Source organism: Rheinheimera metallidurans (genome assembly GCF_036983985.1).
GTDB lineage: Bacteria > Pseudomonadota > Gammaproteobacteria > Enterobacterales > Alteromonadaceae > Alishewanella > Alishewanella metallidurans.
In genome coordinates, this window is the sequence record NZ_JALAHQ010000001.1 from 42,613 (window position 1) to 61,589 (window position 18,977).

17 protein-coding genes are annotated in these 18,977 nt (G+C 45.6%); 7 read left to right on the forward strand and 10 right to left on the reverse strand.

Going from position 1 to position 18,977, the window contains the following annotated elements; genetic code table 11:
- Window positions 1-2: 2 nt before the first annotated feature.
- Genes MN199_RS00225 through MN199_RS00235 form a run of 3 tightly spaced genes read right to left on the reverse strand, consistent with a single transcriptional unit; the run spans window position 3 to window position 1,896 of the window.
- The gene (locus tag MN199_RS00225; RefSeq protein WP_335738027.1) at window positions 3-692 is read right to left on the reverse strand and encodes a response regulator; all 690 of its coding nucleotides are present in this window, start codon (window positions 690-692) and stop codon (window positions 3-5) included.
- A complete protein-coding gene (locus MN199_RS00230) occupies window positions 692-1,072 on the reverse strand; it encodes a DUF3019 domain-containing protein (protein ID WP_335738028.1) in 381 nt (126 codons plus the stop codon). Before MN199_RS00230 ends, MN199_RS00225 begins: the two co-directional genes overlap by 1 nt.
- Complete coding sequence (locus tag MN199_RS00235) at window positions 1,072-1,896, reverse strand: MipA/OmpV family protein (protein WP_335738029.1); 825 nt, start codon at window positions 1,894-1,896, stop codon at window positions 1,072-1,074. The genes MN199_RS00230 and MN199_RS00235 overlap by 1 nt, the downstream gene beginning before the upstream one ends.
- Window positions 1,897-2,081: 185 nt before the next feature.
- On the opposite strand from MN199_RS00235, the gene MN199_RS00240 reads away from it, so the two are divergent.
- A complete protein-coding gene (locus MN199_RS00240) occupies window positions 2,082-2,540 on the forward strand; it encodes a hypothetical protein (protein ID WP_335738030.1) in 459 nt (152 codons plus the stop codon).
- Here the strand turns inward: MN199_RS00240 and dauA are convergent.
- Both dauA and MN199_RS00250 read right to left on the reverse strand, forming a co-directional pair.
- Window positions 2,537-4,276 (reverse strand): C4-dicarboxylic acid transporter DauA, encoded by a 1,740-nt coding sequence (dauA, locus tag MN199_RS00245; protein WP_335738031.1) that lies wholly within the window; start codon window positions 4,274-4,276, stop codon window positions 2,537-2,539. The genes MN199_RS00240 and dauA overlap by 4 nt on opposite strands.
- A 59-nt stretch (window positions 4,277-4,335) precedes the next feature.
- A complete protein-coding gene (locus tag MN199_RS00250; protein ID WP_335738032.1) occupies window positions 4,336-5,562 on the reverse strand; it encodes a threonine/serine exporter family protein in 1,227 nt (408 codons plus the stop codon).
- 226 nt (window positions 5,563-5,788) lie between these two features.
- On the opposite strand from MN199_RS00250, the gene MN199_RS00255 reads away from it, so the two are divergent.
- A complete protein-coding gene (locus MN199_RS00255) occupies window positions 5,789-7,468 on the forward strand; it encodes a methyl-accepting chemotaxis protein (protein ID WP_335738033.1) in 1,680 nt (559 codons plus the stop codon).
- Here MN199_RS00255 and MN199_RS00260 read toward each other — a convergent pair.
- The 5 genes from MN199_RS00260 to MN199_RS00280 form a co-directional block, all read right to left on the reverse strand.
- Entirely contained in the window at window positions 7,465-8,364 is a 900-nt protein-coding gene (locus MN199_RS00260) for a hypothetical protein (protein ID WP_335738034.1), read from the reverse strand. The genes MN199_RS00255 and MN199_RS00260 overlap by 4 nt on opposite strands.
- A gap of 66 nt (window positions 8,365-8,430) precedes the next feature.
- Window positions 8,431-9,324: a DMT family transporter gene (locus MN199_RS00265; RefSeq protein ID WP_335738035.1), complete on the reverse strand. Its 894-nt coding sequence runs from the start codon at window positions 9,322-9,324 to the stop codon at window positions 8,431-8,433.
- A gap of 73 nt (window positions 9,325-9,397) precedes the next feature.
- Window positions 9,398-10,165 carry a TrmH family RNA methyltransferase gene (locus tag MN199_RS00270; RefSeq protein ID WP_335738036.1) on the reverse strand — a complete coding sequence of 256 codons (768 nt, stop codon included), beginning with the start codon at window positions 10,163-10,165 and terminating at the stop codon, window positions 9,398-9,400.
- Window positions 10,162-11,811 (reverse strand): amidohydrolase, encoded by a 1,650-nt coding sequence (locus MN199_RS00275; protein WP_335738037.1) that lies wholly within the window; start codon window positions 11,809-11,811, stop codon window positions 10,162-10,164. The genes MN199_RS00270 and MN199_RS00275 overlap by 4 nt, the downstream gene beginning before the upstream one ends.
- Before the next feature lie 78 nt (window positions 11,812-11,889).
- On the reverse strand, window positions 11,890-13,272 hold the full coding sequence (locus MN199_RS00280; protein ID WP_335738038.1) for a class II fumarate hydratase: 1,383 nt from the start codon (window positions 13,270-13,272) through the stop codon (window positions 11,890-11,892).
- Between the two features lie 235 nt (window positions 13,273-13,507).
- Between MN199_RS00280 and MN199_RS00285 the strand changes: the two genes are divergently transcribed.
- From MN199_RS00285 to MN199_RS00305, 5 genes are read left to right on the forward strand one after another with little or no spacing between them, the layout of a single operon-like run.
- Complete coding sequence (locus MN199_RS00285) at window positions 13,508-16,303, forward strand: monovalent cation/H+ antiporter subunit A (RefSeq protein WP_335738039.1); 2,796 nt, start codon at window positions 13,508-13,510, stop codon at window positions 16,301-16,303.
- Window positions 16,303-16,656, forward strand: a complete 354-nt coding sequence (locus tag MN199_RS00290) for a Na+/H+ antiporter subunit C (protein ID WP_132581214.1) — start codon at window positions 16,303-16,305, stop codon at window positions 16,654-16,656. Before MN199_RS00285 ends, MN199_RS00290 begins: the two co-directional genes overlap by 1 nt.
- Window positions 16,656-18,179, forward strand: coding sequence for a monovalent cation/H+ antiporter subunit D (locus tag MN199_RS00295; RefSeq protein WP_335738040.1), 1,524 nt, complete (start codon window positions 16,656-16,658; stop codon window positions 18,177-18,179). The genes MN199_RS00290 and MN199_RS00295 overlap by 1 nt, the downstream gene beginning before the upstream one ends.
- Window positions 18,176-18,712 (forward strand): Na+/H+ antiporter subunit E, encoded by a 537-nt coding sequence (locus tag MN199_RS00300; protein WP_335738041.1) that lies wholly within the window; start codon window positions 18,176-18,178, stop codon window positions 18,710-18,712. Before MN199_RS00295 ends, MN199_RS00300 begins: the two co-directional genes overlap by 4 nt.
- Window positions 18,706-18,975, forward strand: coding sequence for a K+/H+ antiporter subunit F (locus MN199_RS00305; RefSeq protein WP_132581220.1), 270 nt, complete (start codon window positions 18,706-18,708; stop codon window positions 18,973-18,975). The genes MN199_RS00300 and MN199_RS00305 overlap by 7 nt, the downstream gene beginning before the upstream one ends.
- The last annotated feature ends 2 nt before the right edge of the window (window positions 18,976-18,977 follow it).

The following is an 18,977-nucleotide window of genomic DNA, read 5'->3' on the forward strand; positions in this document are numbered from 1 at the left end:
TCTTACCAAGCATCAGCGACAAACAAGTAGCCTTTGCCCCACACGGTTTTAATGCGAAACGGTGTTTCTGCATTATCATTTAACTTACGGCGTAAATGTGAAATGCGTACATCTACCGTACGGTCGAGACCATCGTATTCCCGACCAATTATTTGTTGGTGAATAGCTTCGCGTTTTACCGTTTGCCCAGCGTGCTTGGCTAGCATCCAAATTAAGTCAAATTCGTAGCTCGTTAAATCTACCCGCTCATGATCTAACCACGCCTCACGTGAGCGTTGCTTTAGTAGTAAGCGATTAAACTGTAGTTCTTGTTGGTCGGTTTTAGTGTTGCTTTGGGTGCGGCGTAATAGCGCATTAATGCGGGCAACTAGCACTCTTGGCTCTACTGGTTTTACTACGTAGTCATCGGCACCCAGTTCAAGCCCTAATACTTGGTCAATATCGCTTTGTTTGGCCGTTAATATTAACACTGGGCCTTTGTACCAAGGGCGAATTTGCCGACAGACGCCAAAGCCATCTAAGCCCGGTAGCATTAAATCGAGTACAATAAGGTCGGGTTGAAACTGCCGACAATGCTCAGCTACAGCATCACCTTGGCTTTGCAGTTGGACAGTAAAGCCGTGTTGCGCGAGATAACTCTGCACCAGAGTCGCTAGACGAAGATCATCTTCGACCAGTAATATTTTAGCCATCAGAATATACTCCATGCACTGTTTAAACGGCGTCTGGCCGGTTTTCGGCTTTGCACCTGTAACTCGGTCTGCAATAAAATAGTGTTATCGCTGCTGCGCAACGTCAGCTCGGTATTTTGCCAACTAAGTTGTTGTTGCCAATGGCCCTGATTGGCATCTTGCCAACAATATAGCTTTTCTTCAGCAATAAATAAGCAGGTATTTTGCGTGGTGTTACTGTGCCAGTGTAATTTTAGCTTGGCTTGGCAATGTTGGTTTTGCTGCTCGGTAACACAAATTTTTGGGCTGACGTCCCAACACAGCTGCGCTGCGCAGTGTTCGGGCACGTTTGGTTGTGCGGCTAGGGTATTTAAAGCCAGTAATAGCCAGAGCTCATGCATTAAAATAGCCGATAACTTACGCCAAAGAACCAGGTTACAATATTGTCGGTTCGCACCAGAGGGCTGTTAGTCATTGCATCATCCAGATGTAAGTAACGCAAGAATGCTAATAACGCGAAGTCTTCCGACAACGGCTGCTGCCAGCCTAGGCGCAGTTCCGGTTGCCAACTTGCTTTACCATTATAACGGCTTATATAAAACGGCTCATTATTATCAATACCGTAATAAGTATCAATAAGTTTGGCGCTTTTCCAATACAAAGTGGTATTTAGTTGCCAATTACCAAAGGACGTTTGCCAATGGCGACCTGCGCTGATGCTAGCATGCTGGCCGTTATAGGCGTTACTAATGTCTTGCCAGAGTAGCGTTTGCAGGTGCCAGTCGTTACCAAACCAATCTAGTTGTAAACCCAGATCAACTGCGGTGGGGCGTTTGCTAACTTCGCCAAGTGATAATTGCCGTGGTGAGTTAAGGTCGGCAAGTATAGAGTTATTACTATAACTTTGGCTAAGCTGAAAAATATTGCCGCTAAACCATTTTTGAAAATAGCCTTTTTCGGGGTTTAGCTTACTAATGAGACTCAGCTGCCACTGATCATTTAGCTGCCAGCTACTGCCAAGTTTACCGTTATCAAAAAACCAATGTTCGCCGTAATAATAAATGTCGGGTAGCACGACTAACGGCAGTTTTTCACCGTCATATAATGGATTACTGCGCTGCCCGAAACCTACGGCAAGGCTTAAATGTAATTTTTGCTCGGTAATGCAGGACGTTTCATCGGCGCAGGATAACGCGGCTTCAGCATTCGCTACTATGTTAAGCAAAAAAATTAGCAGTAGGCCGTATCGCAAGTTGCACCTTTATTTTTGATAGAGTCAGACTACATTAGTCTACCAAGTTGCTGTGCTACGCATAAGGTGGCATAACAATGTTTCACAATTTACTGCGATTAATAACAGTAAGCCTTGAACGCTGCCGCTAGACTATCAAAAATAGCGTGGGGTAGCTTATGAAGTTTAGCGCCAAAATAATCATAGTCACATCGCTCTGCTTGTTAATTGGTTGTGTAGAAAACCTGACCGCCGATGATGCGGCAGCATATCGATACCTTGCTCGGGGCGATACTGCGCAGAATGATGATAAATTAATTCGAATTATTAGTAATCAGAGTAGTTTTGATCAGGTGTTTTACCAGCTGCTTAATCGTAGCAGCACACCAGAAACTATTAACTTTGCGGAATACCAAGTACTGCTAGTAATGGCTGGTGCACAACAGAACACACTAAAGCTGGAAATAGAAAGGTTTAGCGGCCAGTCAGATCAAGTACAGATTATTCTTAATAGTGAGTACGCTGGCGCGAATTGCCCAGCACCTGCCGTAGTGCGTCAACCATGGATGCTGGTGGTGTTTCCGCGCGTTACACAACCCTTAGCCATTCAAGAGCAAATAAAGGTTACTACGTGTTAGCCATTATTAGTAATGGGTTGCTGTTGCAATAGTTCTAACGCTTCACGCAACGTTGGGTAAAAACTCAGTTGGCCTTCTATCGGTTGCACGCCAGCTCTGGCTAGCGTTCTTAGTGGCTGAAACTGTAATTCGGCAATCATTAAGCTGGTTTTGCTTTTGGCGCATTTACTAATGAGTTTATTAAGCGCCGATAAACCACCGGCATCGAGCAGTGGCACACCATCCATATATAAAATAATGCCTTTGCTATGCTCGCTTAAGCGGGCAATATCGGAAAAAATACGATCGGCTGCAGCAAAAAATAATGGCCCACTAATTTTTAATACTTGCCAGCCGCTAGGTACGGGGTGCTCAACTTGCTTACGGTTATTGCTGATGTCCGTTACCTTACTCATTGCGGCAATTTCTTTAACAAACAACAACGCGGCTAATAAAATACCGGCCGTGATGGCAATCACCATATCGAACAGCACGGTAAGCGAAAAACAGGTAATAAATACCCATATATCACTGCGCGGTGCAGTTTTTAACAGCAGTACTGCTTTGTGTGCTTCGCTCATGTTCCAAGCGACAATAATCAGTAATGATGCTAAAGCCGCCATTGGTACATAAGATAGCAGGGGGGCCAGCAGGACCAAGCCGAGTAGTAACACTATAGCGTGAATAATAGAGGCAATAGGCGATTGCGCGCCGGCTTTAAAGTTCGCCGCAGAGCGTGCCAGAGCGGCCGTTGCGGTAATGCCACCAAAAAAAGGTGTAATAATGTTACCAATACCCTGACCCATCAGCTCGCTGTTTGCACTGTGGCGCCGGCCAGACATACCATCTAGCACCACTGCACAAAGTAACGACTCTATTGCTCCTAGCATGGCCATAGCGAAGGCTGCTGTTAGCAAGTCTTTAACTAATTGCCAGCTAAAATTGAGTAATTCACCATCGGGGCCAGGGCGCAGCCATGGCCAGTCAAAGTAGGGCAAATAGGGCGGAATACCTTTGCCTAAGCTGCCATCGTGTTCGATATAACTAAAACGTGAACCGATAGTGTCAATCTCAATACCTTGCTGCAGCAGTATTAAGGCTAATGCGGTGCCGACAAACAGTGCCGGTAAATGCGCCGGAATAATGGTTTTAAACTTCGGCCAAACCAGCATTACCGCTAAGGTAACTGAAGCAACCAATACACTTGGCCACGTTAATTGCGGCAGATGTTGTGCCAGAACCGCAATTTTATCGATGTAATGCTCGGGTAGATCATTAATGGGTAGGCCAAAAAAATCTTTTAGTTGCAAGGTAGCAATAACTACGGCAATGCCACCAGTAAAACCTAGGGTTACTGACTCAGGAATATACTCAATTAATCGACCAAGGCGCATTATTGCCATGAATATTAGCAGTACACCAGATAGTGCAGTGGCAATAAGCAAGCCGCTTAAACCATATTTAATGGCAACTGGATATAAGATAACGACAAAGGCTGCGGTGGGGCCAGAAATGCTATAACGAGAGCCGCCAGTAAGCGCAATAACAAAACCAGCAATAATGGCGGTATAAAGCCCATATTGCGGCGCGACACCACTGGCAATGGCCAGCGCCATAGCTAGCGGTATAGCAATAATACCTACGGTAAGACCGGCCAGTATATCTTTACCAAATTTTTTCCGGTTGTAGCCTTCGGCTAATACTTCGCGCAGGGCGTGGCCAAGGCGTAAAGAAAACAGATGAGCACGGTCTGGCACGTTAACCTCACTTTGGCAAAATACAGCCGTTAGTTTAGCAAACTGAGCATACTATTGCTTTATAAGCTTTTGGTTGGTGGTAAAGCCACGTTAGCAAAAATAAGCCCAGCAATTAACGACATAAAAATTAAAAAAGTTTGTTGACCAATACCGGTAGACACGACAAATTCTTGACCCGAGATTAGCGAATTTAAGCCAATATAGGTTTTACTGCCGGGCACCAATACAATAAGCCCATGCATAGCAACAATAACCGCTGGTGCCTTAGCTAGCCGAGTAAATAGGTTGCTGTATATGCCCACAGCAAAGGCACCAAGAAAAGCGCCTAACGTATAATCAAAAAGGTTTGCACCAGCAATACTGACGCCATAAGCAATAAAGCCTGACGCCAGTGACCACAAAGTGTATTTACCTCGGCTATTAAAGAGAATAATTAACGACACACCTAAAATGCCGACGGCAAGCCAAGCGAAACTTTGAGGAATAGGTGGAGGTTTAATGAAATCAACAGTGCCGAATAAACGAAACCCTATTGCGATACCTAAAAAGGCACCAAAATACAGCTTAAACAATAGCATCATGGCATCCATAATACGGGCGTTACCCGATACTAAATGGCGCGCAGCTAGCTCGGCTAGGCCTAGCGTTAATGCTAAGCCAGGTATAAAGGCAATAATGGCAGATAACACGGCTAGGCGAATGTTAATGCCTGGGTCTATATAGCGACTAATGGCACAGGCAGCCACGGCAGCCACTAACGCGACTAAGGGCTCTAGCATATAAGCGATACGGGCAGAGTGTGCGGCCCATAACATAAACAGGTATACCAATAACGATAGTAAGCACGACCAAAGCACATCGTTCCAGCTGGTTGCCATTAACATGGCGAAGGCGCCGCCCGATAGCATCATGGCAACACCACAAGCTAACTTGCTATAGGAGCTAGGCCGCATATCGATAGCGTCTAATAAGGCATCGGCTTCATTTAGACTAACTTGGCCTTGCAGTACTTGATCTGCCAACTCATCGGTACGCGATAACGCACCTAAATCCATACCGCCTGGATCAACGCGGGCGGCGTGGGTGTATTCTTGTTCATGCCCTTCGCTCCAAATAACAAAGGTCATTGCTGTCGGCGAAATAATAAACGAGGCGTTTAACCCCAGATGCCGCGATAATTGATTCAGATGCGCTTCTAAACGCGAAGCTGGCGTGCCGTATTTATGTAGCATTTTGCCAAGCTTAACAATAAATCTTCTTTTTTGGGTAAAGTCGCCGCTGTACACGCTAAGTTTCCACTATGTCGGTTTAACCTACTCATTGTAATGGAAAACGCACTATTCGCGTAAAATACTATTGCGGCTATTACTAGGTAGAGCGTTGTTGCTCAGAGCCCAACATGCAGAGGGTTTCTTGCTGAATACTATGTTGTTATAACGCTTTCTTTTCTTACTAGCTGCACTATGATGTAACTGAATCAACATGGTTAATGTTGTTATGTGGAGTTTGGTTATGTTCAAATTGTCGCTGAAAAATAAAATGTTACTGCTGGCTGTATTACCTATGATAGCGATAGTGTTGGCACTAATGCTGCTGATTTATAGCCAGATGCGTGACATGGGTACAGAACAAATTAACCAGTTTCGTATCGATATGCTGCAAGAAAAACAAGACGCGTTAAAAAATCACGTTGCTATCGCTGCCAGTGCAGTCGCGCCTTATTTTACAACGAATAACCCGAGTGCTGAGCAGTTAAATGCCGCAAAAGCCATGATTCGCGCCATGCGCTTTGGTGATGATGGTTACATGTTTGTTTATGATTTAGACGGCGTAAATATAGTACATGGCTCTAATTCTAGCTTAGAAGGCCGTAACCTAATTGATTTAAAAGACCCTAACGGTGTGCCACTGATCCGTGAGTTAATTGACGCCGCAAAAAAAGGCAGCGGTTTTGTTACCTATATGTGGGATGAAAAAACCCGTGGCGGTTTAACACCCAAGCTAAGCTATGCCGCAGCGATGAACAGCAACCGCTGGGTTATTGGCTCTGGCTTTTATATTGATGACATTGACCGCCGTGTAGCAGAAAAAGAGCAACAAATTAACGGTCTTATTCTTAATACACTATTGCTGGTCGTTGGCGGTGCAGTGCTAATGTTAGTGATCGTGGTTCTACTGGCATTGTTTGTTGCTAACTTGGTAGTTCAGCCATTACAGAAAGCCTCTGCCGCACTTATTAACATTGGCCAAGGAGAGGGTGATTTAACCCAGCGCTTACAGATAGAAACCGCCGACGAGGTCGGTGAAGTTGCGCGTGGTTTTAATGAGTTTGCGCAAAAAATACAGCAGCTGGTAACTGAGGTAAAACAAGCCGTACAAGCACTTAGCCAAAGTGCTGCCAGTATGCAGAAAATTGTTAACCTAACCGACCAAGATGCCAACACGCAAAAAGCGGAAACTACGCAAGTTGCCGCGGCGGTATATCAAATGTCGGCTGCGGTGCAAGAAGTAGCCAGCAGTGCGGGCTTAGCCGCCAGCGCAGCGCAAGAGGCCGATAAAGAAGCCATAGGCGGGCAGAAAAGTGTGGCACAAACGATAAACTCAATTAATAAACTGGCAGAAGAAGTAAACACCGCTGGCGATACTATTGAAAAGCTGGGCGCTGACGCTGACCAAATTGGCTTAGTAGTAAACGTAATTCGCGGTATTGCTGAACAAACCAACTTGCTGGCGCTAAACGCCGCAATAGAAGCGGCACGAGCCGGTGAGCAAGGCCGCGGCTTTGCGGTGGTAGCCGATGAAGTGCGTACACTCGCTACTCGTACCCAACAAAGTACTAATGAAATTCAGCAAATGATTAACCTGTTTCAACAAGGTACTAATGATGCGGTGCAGGTAATGCAGCGTGGTCGTCAGCAATCAATACAAACGGTTGCGCAGGCCGATAAAGCCAGCGAGTCACTCCAAACCATTACTAAATCAGTTAGTACTATTACTCAAATGAATATTCAAATAGCAACCGCCGCCGAGCAACAAACGGCAGTAGCCGCCGATATTAGTCGCAGTATTCATGAAATAGCGCATTTGGCAGATCAAGCCGCAAATAATGCGGCTGAATTAGCATCTTCTACTAACGGCTTAACCGAGCTAGAACGCCGGCTTAGTGCATTAGTGCAACGCTTTAGAGTTTAGGACGCAGCTATAGGCGTATTGGGTAAAACCGACAATGGTCGACGGACAAACCAACGGCCTAAGTGCCACAGTAACCAGAGTGATAATAGTGGAAAGATTAATGTTTGTAGGCTGTATACCACAATAAGTTGGATTAGCTTTTCTACCATGGTATCAGAGAAGCTTTTTACCGCAGCAAACATATCGTTAGCTTTTCCAGCCAACTGACGCAGCCATGCAAAAGAGCCTTCATCGGCACTTTGCAGTGGCTGATCTACAAGCTGCAGCGCTTGAGTTTCGCCACTTAACGCGGCTTCGGCTGCTATGCGTTGCGGTTCTAGTACCCAGTCAGATAGCTCGGCAACACCAAAGGCGGCAAGCGGCACACCAATACGGATTACCAATAACAACGCAACAAAACCGCGCAATACATAGGTGCTATTAGCACGCCAACTGACAGGGCCGATTAGCAGTATAATAGCGGATAGCACAATACCTGTACCGAATAGAGGTAGTGCAGCCAGTTTTCCAAATTCAAGTAAAAACAGCTGTAAGCCGATAGATGTCATGGCAATAACCATTAAGTCTGAATAGCGCACCGCCATATCTTGTAGTGGCTTGAGTAATTGCCCCGGTTTAACACTCGCCACGCCAACCCCGACTTCAGCTTCGGAAACAAAGGCAATGCCACGGTCAATTAAGCGTGCGGTTGCAAAAGACGCACTGCTTAGCAGTAAGCTATGTTGCAGGGCGGAATGCGCTTTATTGTCTAGTGGTGCGAGAGCTGGGTTAACTATGCGCTGCTGTAATAATCCGCTGTATATGCCGGTTGCTAGTGCAATAACACAAAGTAATAGTATTAGCAGACGTTTTGCTGGGCTAAGTTTAGTAAGTTGTAGCTTGGTACGTTGTTTCATTGCGGCCTCCACTGAACAGCATCGCTTGTTTAGCTGAAGCCAGTATTAATGATAAATCGTGTATTGTCAGTCTTTTAGCAAGATTAATATCGTTCCTAACAGCGTGAGTAATGCGCCAAGCCACGCGCCTAGAGCTGGGCTGCGCTTATAGACCAACCATAATAACGGCAAGATCATTACCGGGCTTACCGATGACAAAATAGCCACCATGCCGGCATCGCCGTATTTTAACGCCTGCAGTATTAATGTCATACCTAACACCATGGATAGCGCCGCATTAACTAACACCAGCATAAATACGTTAACTGTTAATGGCAGATAGGCTTTAGCCACTTTAAAGCCAAGCATAAAAATAATTTGATGTAGCACAAAGGCGCTAGTCATACGCACTGCAGAAGCAGCAATGGGATCAATATCGGTTGTCATCACCGGCTTTAGCATCAAGGTGGCTATTGCCTGACAGAGTGCCGCTAACAAACCTAAAGCAATGCCACTGCGTAATTCCGTTTGGTTACTTTCCCAGGCGTGTAGTTCAGTTTTGCGTTTACCAAATAAGATGGCAACCATTACGCCGCTTATCAGTAAACTACTGCCGATTAAGGTCCAGCCCCACTGGGTTTCGTCGAGAAAAAAATACGCTAGCACTACTGAAAACACTGAGTGGGTGGCAAAGAGCACCCCAGCACGGCGTGGGCCAAGCCGGTTCATCGCGGCAAATAATGCAGTATCGCCAATAAAGATGCCAATAACACCCGATAGTACTAAAACAGTGCTGCTCGCTAGTGCCAAACTATGCCAGCCACCGGTTATAAACACTATGAGCCAAAGCATTACAGCGGCACACAGCATGCGCCAACGGGTAAAGCTAAAGGCACCTAAGTGAGTAGAGGCTTGAGCCGATAATAAACTGCCAATAGCCCAGCATGCGGCTGCGGCCAGGGCGAGATATTCGTATGACAAGGTACGTTCTGCAAGGACGAAAACAGGCAGTATATACTGTGCCGGAGTAACAGCAAGCTAGCGGTTAATCCAATTAGCTATTACTTAACCGCAGTAAATTATCACAAATTATGGCTGCGGCTATGCCAACGTTTAATGATTCGGCGTTGCCAAAGGCGGGTATGGTAATTTTGCGGTTGATATATGCACTAAGCTCTGCGCTAATGCCATTGGCTTCATTACCTAGCACAATAAAACCGCCTGGCTGTTTAAGCTGCAGTTGATGCACCGACTCACCACCAAGATAAGCGCCGTACACCGGAAGCGGGCTGTGCTTAAATAGCTCGGGTAAGCTTTGGTAATGTAAATTAACGCGTAAAAAGGAACCTTTAGCGGCGGCAATAACTTTGGGGTTAAAGCAATCAGCAGTATCTGGCGAGCAAACAATATCAGTAATACCGTACCAGTCGGCGATACGAATAATAGTGCCAAGATTGCCTGGGTCGTTAATTTGGTCCAGCACTAATACCCAAGGCGCAGGCAGTTGCTGCGAAGCCAAACCTAGTGAAAATGGCTGTTGCTCCGGTATTTTCACTACGGCTAATGCAGCATCGTTACTGGCAAAAGTACCTACTTTTACCAGCTCGTCGCTGCTGCATTGCTGTATTAAAGCGGCCTTTTTTACATCATTAACATAACGCTGTAAAAAAGGCTCGGTAGCAAATACGGCTGTTACCTGCCAGTTAGAGGCTAATACTTCTAGTACGGCTTTTTCGCCTTCAACAATAAATAGTTGTTCGACTTTGCGATATTTTTTTTGCTGGAGAGAGCGAATTAGCTTACCCCATTTTTGGCTAATCATTTACTAAAGGCCTGTTTACCATTTACAAAGGTTTTTTCTACCGTAACTTGCCATAACTGCTCTGGTGGAATTTGATAAATGTCGCGGTCTACCAGAATAAAGTCGGCCCAGCTACCCGGCGCTAATGTACCCATGCTGTTTTCTTGAAAGGCACCATAAGCCGCATCTATTGTAAACGAGCGCAGGGCTTCGGTTAGTGTTAAACGTTGCTCCGGTAGCCACCCGCCTTTAGGTTGATTCTCATGATCTTGTCGAGTAACTGACGCGTGAATACCATGAAACGGCTCGGCCAGTTCTACCGGAAAGTCAGAGCCGCCAACAATAATGCTGCCTTGGTCAATAAAGCTGCGCCAAGCATAAGCACCACGCAATCTAGCAACGCCTAAGCGATCGCCGGCCATATTTTTATCTGAAGTAGCATGCACCGCTTGCATGGCGGGTATAACATGCAAACTAGCAAAACGTGGAATATCTTTTGGTGAAACAATTTGCGCATGTTCAATACGATGGCGGCTTGATTCACGTTTATCTTTGGGAACAAATTTCTCAAACCGATCAAGCACTAAGCGATTAGCGAGATCACCAATAGCATGCACGTTGGTTTGAAAACCCGCATCAATGGTCATTTTCATAATTTGGCTTAATTGATCCGGTTGCGTAACCAATAAGCCGCTTTGGCTTGGGTGGTCGCTATAGGGGTCTATTAACGCTGCGCCACGGCTACCCAAGGCACCATCGCCATATATTTTTACCGAACGAATATCTAAATAATCAGTTGGGTCATCAATAATGCCCGCTGCCAGCCATTTCGGTAATTGTGAATCATCGGCCGATAACATCGGGTACACACGCATGGGCAGTTTGTGCTCTGCGGCCAATTGTTGGTAAAGCTTAACTGTGCTTGTGTCCACGCCAGCGTCATGCACGCTGGTAATGCCTAGCGCTAATAAGTGCTCAAAAGCAGCATTTAGTGCATGTAGTTGGTCGGCATAGGTGGCGGATGGAATATGTTGCTGCACCAACCCCATCGCGTTATCAACTAAAACGCCAGTAGGATTGCCTTTGGCATCGCGAATAATTTCGCCGCCTGCTGGGTCTAGAGTTTCACGGGTAATGCCAGCCAAAGCGAGGGCTTTACTGTTTGCCCAGCCAGCATGGCCGTCTACCCGAGTTAACCATACCGGCTTATTATTAACGGCTTCATCTAAAAGCGCCGTCGTGGGGAAGTTTTTTTCTGGCCATAACACTTGGTTCCAGCCGCGGCCGCGTAGCCATGGTAAATCGGGGTGATGTTTTGAAAACTCAGCGACACGCTGCACGGCGTCTAGCTCGCTACTGCTACCACGCAGTTCTATTAGCGATAAATTTTGGCCTAAGCCTAGTACATGGCCGTGGCCGTCAATTAAACCTGGTAATAAGGTTTTACCTTTACCGTCTAGTTTGCTGGCTTCTGGATATTGTGTGCTAACTGAAGCGTCGCCACGAGCCAGTACTTTGCCACTGCTGTCGTCAAACACTAGAACGTTAAATTGTTGCAACTGACGATTGTTGTCAAAACCATAACCTTGCACATTAGATAAAACCACTGGTGCGGCACTGAGGCTGGTTACGAATAAAGCCGAAACAAGGCTGGTTAAACGAAACATAGAGTAGGGTCCTAGTGTGATGTTGTCGGCCACTATAACAACAAAATAGTGCCAGAGGAATCTGGCGCTCTAATGTAATTAGTCGCTAATATTACCGCCCTTACACAAGCGGGCAGGGTTTAGCAGTTGTTCAAGTTCGGCTTGGCTGTAGTTAGTTTGCTCTAATGCAATGTCGAGTATTGGTCGCTTTTCGTGATACGCCTGTTTGGCTATTTCAGCTGCTTTAGTGTAGCCAATTAGTGGATTAAGCGCTGTCACCAGTATTGGGTTTAATGCTAAGGCTTTACTAATATTGTCTTCGCGCACAGTAAAACCGGTAATAGCGTTTTGAGCCAAGGTGTTGCAAGCATTGCTTAGTAGGCTAATGCTTTGTAGTAAGTTATGCGCTATTAACGGCAGCATTACATTAAGTTCGAAGTTACCTGACTGCCCAGCTAGGGTAATACTGGCATCGTTACCTATTACCTGAGCGCAGATCATGGCAACAGCTTCTGGGATCACCGGATTAACCTTGCCTGGCATAATAGATGAACCGGGTTGTAATGCGGGTAATTCAATTTCACCTAAACCCGCTAGCGGGCCTGAGTTCATCCAGCGTAGGTCATTGCTGATTTTCATTAAGCTAACGGCTAACATTTTCAAGGCGCCCGATGCGGCAACCGCAGTATCTTGCGAGCCTATAACACTAAAAAAGTTAGCGGCGGGGCGAAACACCAAACCGGTATTTTGATTTAACTGTTGGCAAAACTTGTGTGCAAAGGCGGGGGCGGCATTAATGCCAGTGCCAACTGCTGTACCGCCTTGAGCTAGCGCTTGTAAATGATGCAGCTGCATCTGTAGTTGCTGTTCAGCTAAATTAAGCTGAGCTTGCCAACCGCCTAATACTTGGCCAAAACTCACTGGCATGGCGTCCATTAAATGAGTGCGCCCGGTTTTGACCAAGTGACCGATTTGTTCTGCTTTGGTGGCTAGCTGTTGTTGCAATTGTTGTAGTGCCGGTAGTAGTTGCTGTTGTAAAGCTAGGGCGGCACTAACATGAATAGCGCTGGGAATAGTGTCATTACTGCTTTGGCCTAAATTAACATGGTCGTTAGGGTTAACGCTTTGCTTTAGTGTACGACTTGCTAAAGTCGCCAGCACTTCATTTACATTCATATTGGTGCTAGTGCCTGAGCCGGTTTGAAAAATATCAAGCGGATATTGCTGCATATCGGTATTGGCAAGTTGGCTATCTGCGGCCTGACAAATAGCTTGGCTAATACTTGCATCAAGCAAGTTTAGCTGCTGATTAGTTTGTGCAGCGGCTTTTTTAATCTGTAACAACGCACGTATAAAATTAGCGGGTAAGGTGAGACCGCTTAGCTGAAAATTTTGCACGGCACGCTGTGTTTGTGCTTGATATAGCGCTTTAAGGGGTACTTGTAATTCGCCCATACTGTCGCGTTCGGTACGTGTTACCATGTGCTCTCCAATAAATTGTTGGTAGTCGCTTGCTGTGTTTAGTTTAGACGCTAAACGCGGTGGCTAAAAAATTAGTCTAATATCTTGCGATAGAACTTGGTTTTCCTGCGGCAAAAACGCAATGTAATCACAGCATTACCGATTGTCATTTATAGACTTTTCGCCCATATAACGGTATAAACAATGCCATTAATAGCGAAAATACGGTTCACTTTATGAAGGACGCGTGCCAGCCATGACACTACTGTGGATCTTACTTCTGCCGCTGTTAGGAAGCTTAATACCAATAATAACAGCTAAACGGCAGCGTAGTGCCTGTGCGTTAGCAACAGCGGTAGCACCAGCGGTAGCTTTGGTGTTGTTGGTGCTGAATGCAAAGCCAATATTTGCTGGTGAAACGCTGCGTTTCTTTTATGCCTGGGTGCCGTTGTTGGGGCTGGATATTACTATTCACTTAGATGGTTTGGCGTTTTTATTCTCGTTATTGATTTTAGGCATTGGTTTACTCATTATTTTATATGCGCGGTATTATTTGTCCGAGCGCGATTCAATGCCACGTTTTTATGCCTACCTAATGCTATTTATGACTGCGATGTTAGGGATAGTGCTATCGGGCAATCTATTACAACTTTGGTTGTTTTGGGAGCTAACCAGTATAAGTTCGTTTTTACTGATTAGTTTTTGGTGGCATAAACCCGAAGCGCGGCGTGGTGCGCGCATGGCGCTAACGGTAACTGCAGCAGGTGGTTTGGCGTTATTGGCGGCATTTTTACTGATAGGCGAAATAGTTGGTAGTTACGATTTACAACAGGTGCTATTGAGTGCTGATTTGATTAAGCAGCATAGTTGGTACCCAATATTGTTAGTGTTGTTTTTATTAGGTTGTTTTACGAAATCTGCACAGTTTCCGTTTCACTTTTGGCTGCCTAATGCCATGGCAGCACCAACACCGGTAAGTGCTTACTTACACTCGGCTACTATGGTAAAGGCCGGTATCTTTTTATTAGCACGGTTTTATCCAGTGCTGTCGGGTAGCGAATTATGGTTTGTATTGGTAAGTGTTACCGGCTTAATAACCTTACTCGTTGGCGCATACCTAGCATTATTTAAGCATGATTTAAAAGGCTTACTTGCTTATTCTACTATTAGCCATTTGGGCTTAATTACCCTGCTATTTGGCATGGGTACCGACCTAGCTGCGGTTGCAGGTATCTTTCACATTATTAACCACGCCACGTTTAAAGCCTCGTTGTTTATGGCCGCGGGTATCATTGACCACGAGTCTGGCTCGCGAGATATGCGTAAATTAAATGGTTTATGGCAATTTATGCCGATTACCGCCACCTTAGCGATGGTAGCTGCTGCGGCAATGGCGGGTGTGCCTTTACTCAATGGTTTTCTATCCAAAGAAATGTTTTTTGGTGAAACACTAAATCAACAGTTATTAGGGTCGTTATCCTGGGTTATTCCGGTGTTGGCAACCGTAGCGGGCGTGTTTTCAGTGGCCTACTCGTTGCGCTTTATTCATGATGTGTTTTTTAATGGTCAACCCAAAGGTTTAAGCAAAACGCCGAAAGAGCCACCACGTTATATGCGCGTGCCAGTAGAGTTTTTAGTGGCGCTCTGTATTTTAGTGGGTATTTTTCCAGTATACCTAATTGGTGATTTACTCGACGCGGCCGCTTTAGCTGTGCTTGCCGGTGACGTGCCCGAGTACAGTTTAGCTATTTGGCATGGCTTTAATTTACCGTTACTGATGAGTGCACTGGCGCTATTGGGCGGTACACTGATTTATGTATACCGTAAGCATTTGTTTGAATTTCAAAACACGCTGCCAGATGTGGACGCACTAAATAGCTTTGAACGAGGTGTAAAACAATTTGCAGCGCGCTGCCATCGGTTTTATCAATGGCTAGATAATGGCTCGTTACAACGTTATATGACCTTGGTATTACTTAGTTTTGTGGTATTAGCTGGTTTGCCGCTACTTGATTTGGCAACCCTATGGGGGGGGCGACAAGAATTACCGATAGATGCGGTAAACGCTACTGGCGCCGCTATGCTGTTAATTGCCGCTTTTGCTACCGTATTGTGGCATCGTAAACGGTTAATTGCGCTGTTGATGATTTCGGTAGTGGGGCTAATGGTATCTATTGCCTTTACTCGGTTTTCAGCCCCGGATTTAGCACTTACTCAGTTATCCGTAGAGGTTGTGACTATTATTCTGCTTATGCTGGCGCTATTCTTTCTGCCGCATAAAACACCTAAACAGTCAGAATCGTCGAGGGTGGTGCGTGATCTGAGTATAGCTAGCATGGTCGGCGTCGTTGTTGGTAGTTTAAGTTATGCGTTAATGACGCGACCATTTACCAGCATTTCAGATTTCTTTATTGCTAATGCCAAAACGGGCGGTGGTGGTACTAACGTCGTTAACGTTATTTTGGTCGATTTTCGTGGTTTTGATACCTTAGGCGAAATTACGGTGTTGGGTATAGCATCATTGGGGATCTTTAAGTTGTTAACTCGCATTCCGTTATTTAAACCCAGTAGTGACGGTGAAGGCCGGCCTTGGGCGCTGCAGCGTAATTCATTATTGCTGTCAACGGTTGCACAGAGTTTGCTGCCACTAGCTATTATGGTGTCAATTTATATTTTCTTCCGTGGCCATAATATGCCTGGCGGTGGCTTTATTGCCGGCTTGATAACTGCGGTGGCCATTATTCTGCAATACATTGCTCAGGGTGTAGATTGGGTAAAAGAACGGATGAACGTTGAATATCAGCGTGTTGTTGCCATTGGTTTAATGATTGCGCTACTTACCGGGGCCGGTAGTTGGCTGTTTAATCGGCCGTTTTTAACCTCGTGGTTTGCACATTTTAATGTGCCTTTACTGGGTGACATTGAGTTAGCCAGTGCTATAGCCTTTGATTTGGGGGTTTATATTACGGTTGTTGGCTCAACACTGCTTATCTTGGCTAATTTAGGCAAGATGACCACATCGCATCGTCCGGTGCATAAGGAAGCTATTTAATGGAAACCCTGTTCGCCAGTTGTATTGGTTTTCTTACTTTTTGTGGCGTTTTTTTAATGCTACGCGGCCGGACTTTCCCAGTAATGTTGGGATTAACCATGCTGTCTTACGCAGTAAATCTGTTTATTTTTGCTTCTGGCCGTTTAACACTGCGCGGTGCTGTGGTGCTTGGCACTACAGAGCACTATGCTGACCCGCTACCACAAGCGCTGGTATTAACCGCGATTGTAATAGGTTTTGCTATGACCGCGTTTTTAGTGATCCTCGCGATTCGCGCCCGAGCTGATTTAGGCAACGACCACGTAGATGGTAAATTACCCGATGCAGATGGTATGAAAAGGGAGAGTCGTTGATGTGGCATTTAATTACGGCGCCTATACTGCTGCCAATGCTTACGGCTTTGCTTATTATGCTGCCGCCAATACATTACTCACCGGTACGGCGACGTTGGCTAAGTATTATTTCCAGTGCAATACAGCTGGTTTTGGTAGCAACTTTATTACTAAAAGTACAACAAGATGGCGCAGTACATTACGCTGTTGGTAACTGGCAGGCGCCGTTTGGTATTATTTTAGTAGCTGATACCTTGTCTATGGTAATGGTGTGCTTAACGTCATTTTTGGCGTTCGGGGCTATTTGCTATGGTAGCGCTGGCGATGACGAAAAAGGTTCGTTTTTTCATCCGTTATTTCAGTTTCAAGTAATGGGTATTAATGGCGCGTTTTTAACCGGCGACCTCTTCAATATGTTTGTGTTTTTTGAGGTATTGCTTATTGCTTCCTATGCCTTACTTATTCACGCCGGTGGTAAAAATAAAACTAAAGCAGCGCTGCACTACGTCATATTAAATTTAACCGGCTCAGCAATATTTTTATTTGCCTTAGCAGTATTGTACGGCACGCTGGGTACGCTAAATATTGTTGATATGGCCGCTAAGGTGGCGTTATTGCCAGCAGCAGATGTGATGCTGGTCAAGTCAGGCGGCTTAATGTTAATTATTGTTTTTGCGCTTAAAGCCGCGGTGTTGCCGCTACAATTTTGGCTGCCTGCAACCTATTCATCAGCTTCTGCGCCAGTGGCTGCATTATTTGCGGTAATGACCAAGATAGGGGTATATGCACTGTTGCGAGTTTATACCACTATATTTGGTGCTGAGGCTGGTGCCTTAAGTGGTATGGCCGGTAGTTGGTTGTTGCCAGTCGGCTTGGCTACCATAGTTCTGGGGTCGATAGGTGTGATCGCCAGTAACGATTTTCGTAAACTCGTGGCCAACTTAGTGTTGGTATCGGTTGGTACTTTGGTAAGTTTAGTGGCGCTACAAACTGAGCTGACCGCCGCCGCCGCAATTTATTACACAGTGCATTCAACCTTAGTTGCAGCGGCACTGTTTTTAATTGCCGATTTAATTGCCAATCAACGCGGTAAGGCGGGCGACCGTTTGGTATCTGGGCGTCGAGTTTCTCAGCCGGTGTTATTGGGTATTATGTTTATGGTGGGCGCGATGACCGTTGCCGGCTTGCCACCATTTTCGGGTTTTATTGGCAAGCTAATGTTGTTACAAGCGGTGGTTGAACCAAGCAGTAAATTGCTGCTCTGGAGCATAGTACTAGTATGTAGTTTACTGGTTATTGTTGGCTTGTCGCGCGCAGGAAGCACCTTATTTTGGCGAGTAAGTGGCAGTGATGCTGGTGAGGGTAAGGCGGCGCCGTTACAAGTGTTTGCCGTGTGTTGGTTGCTAATAGCCAGCCCATTGTTAGTGATATTTGCGGGGCCTTTTACTGAGCTATCACAGCACGCTGCGGCACAGTTATACCCTAGCGGTGCCAACGCGGTGTCTAGGCACGCGCTTGCTCCTGAGTTGGAGGTAGTGCCATGAGATTTAAACCCAAATATCGCTGGCTGCCAGCACCTTATCGTAGCGTAACCTTATTTATTGTTTGGTTGCTATTAAACCAAAGTGTGGAAGTTGCGCAACTCTGTTTCGCTTTGGTGTTAGCAATACTACTGCCATTATTAACGTCACGGTTTCGTGAACCGCAGCCATTAATTTTAAAACCGGTATTAGCGATACGTTATATGTTGTTAGTACTAGCCGATATTATTACCGCTAACGCGCAAGTTGCAGTACTTATTTTGGGACCGAAACGGCGTTTAAATCCGGCATTTGTAAGAGTACCGCTAGACTTGAAACATGATTTGCCGATTACTATTTTGGCAAGCACGGTGTCGATGACGCCCGGTACGGTAAGTGCGGAGATTTATCCAGATATTACGCTAATTGAGTCGGGAGCGCCGATGCAGCAGCGCTGGCTGCTAATCCATGTGCTGAACATGACTGATGAAGCTGAGCTTATAGCATCAATAAAACAACGCTATGAAGCACCGCTAAAGGAGATTTTTCAATGCTAGATAACGTGATTATGCTGGTGTTTGTTATGATCAGTATCGCGCTACTATTAAACGTGTGGAGTTTACTACGAGGACCAAGCTTACCCGACCGCATTCTAGCGTTAGACACCATGTATATTAATAGCATTGCGCTAATCATTTTATATGGTTTGCTGATGGCGTCGCCGTTATATTTTGAGGCGGCGTTGTTAATTGCCATGCTAGGTTTTGTTAGCACGGTTGCTGTGTGTAAGTTTTTATTGCGCGGCGATATTATAGAGTAGGG

Excerpts from the sequence above, each read along its gene's own strand:
- MN199_RS00225 (WP_335738027.1), bottom strand. The coding sequence starts at position 692 with ATGGCTAAAATATTACTGGTCGAAGATGATCTTCGTCTAGCGACTCTG.
- MN199_RS00230 (WP_335738028.1), bottom strand. The coding sequence starts at position 1,072 with ATGCATGAGCTCTGGCTATTACTGGCTTTAAATACCCTAGCCGCACAA.
- MN199_RS00240 (WP_335738030.1), top strand. The coding sequence starts at position 2,082 with ATGAAGTTTAGCGCCAAAATAATCATAGTCACATCGCTCTGCTTGTTA.
- MN199_RS00255 (WP_335738033.1), top strand. The coding sequence starts at position 5,789 with ATGTTCAAATTGTCGCTGAAAAATAAAATGTTACTGCTGGCTGTATTA.
- MN199_RS00260 (WP_335738034.1), bottom strand. The coding sequence starts at position 8,364 with ATGAAACAACGTACCAAGCTACAACTTACTAAACTTAGCCCAGCAAAA.
- MN199_RS00270 (WP_335738036.1), bottom strand. The coding sequence starts at position 10,165 with ATGATTAGCCAAAAATGGGGTAAGCTAATTCGCTCTCTCCAGCAAAAA.
- MN199_RS00275 (WP_335738037.1), bottom strand. The coding sequence starts at position 11,811 with ATGTTTCGTTTAACCAGCCTTGTTTCGGCTTTATTCGTAACCAGCCTC.
- MN199_RS00280 (WP_335738038.1), bottom strand. The coding sequence starts at position 13,272 with ATGGTAACACGTACCGAACGCGACAGTATGGGCGAATTACAAGTACCC.
- MN199_RS00285 (WP_335738039.1), top strand. The coding sequence starts at position 13,508 with ATGACACTACTGTGGATCTTACTTCTGCCGCTGTTAGGAAGCTTAATA.
- MN199_RS00290 (WP_132581214.1), top strand. The coding sequence starts at position 16,303 with ATGGAAACCCTGTTCGCCAGTTGTATTGGTTTTCTTACTTTTTGTGGC.
- MN199_RS00295 (WP_335738040.1), top strand. The coding sequence starts at position 16,656 with ATGTGGCATTTAATTACGGCGCCTATACTGCTGCCAATGCTTACGGCT.
- MN199_RS00300 (WP_335738041.1), top strand. The coding sequence starts at position 18,176 with ATGAGATTTAAACCCAAATATCGCTGGCTGCCAGCACCTTATCGTAGC.
- MN199_RS00305 (WP_132581220.1), top strand. The coding sequence starts at position 18,706 with ATGCTAGATAACGTGATTATGCTGGTGTTTGTTATGATCAGTATCGCG.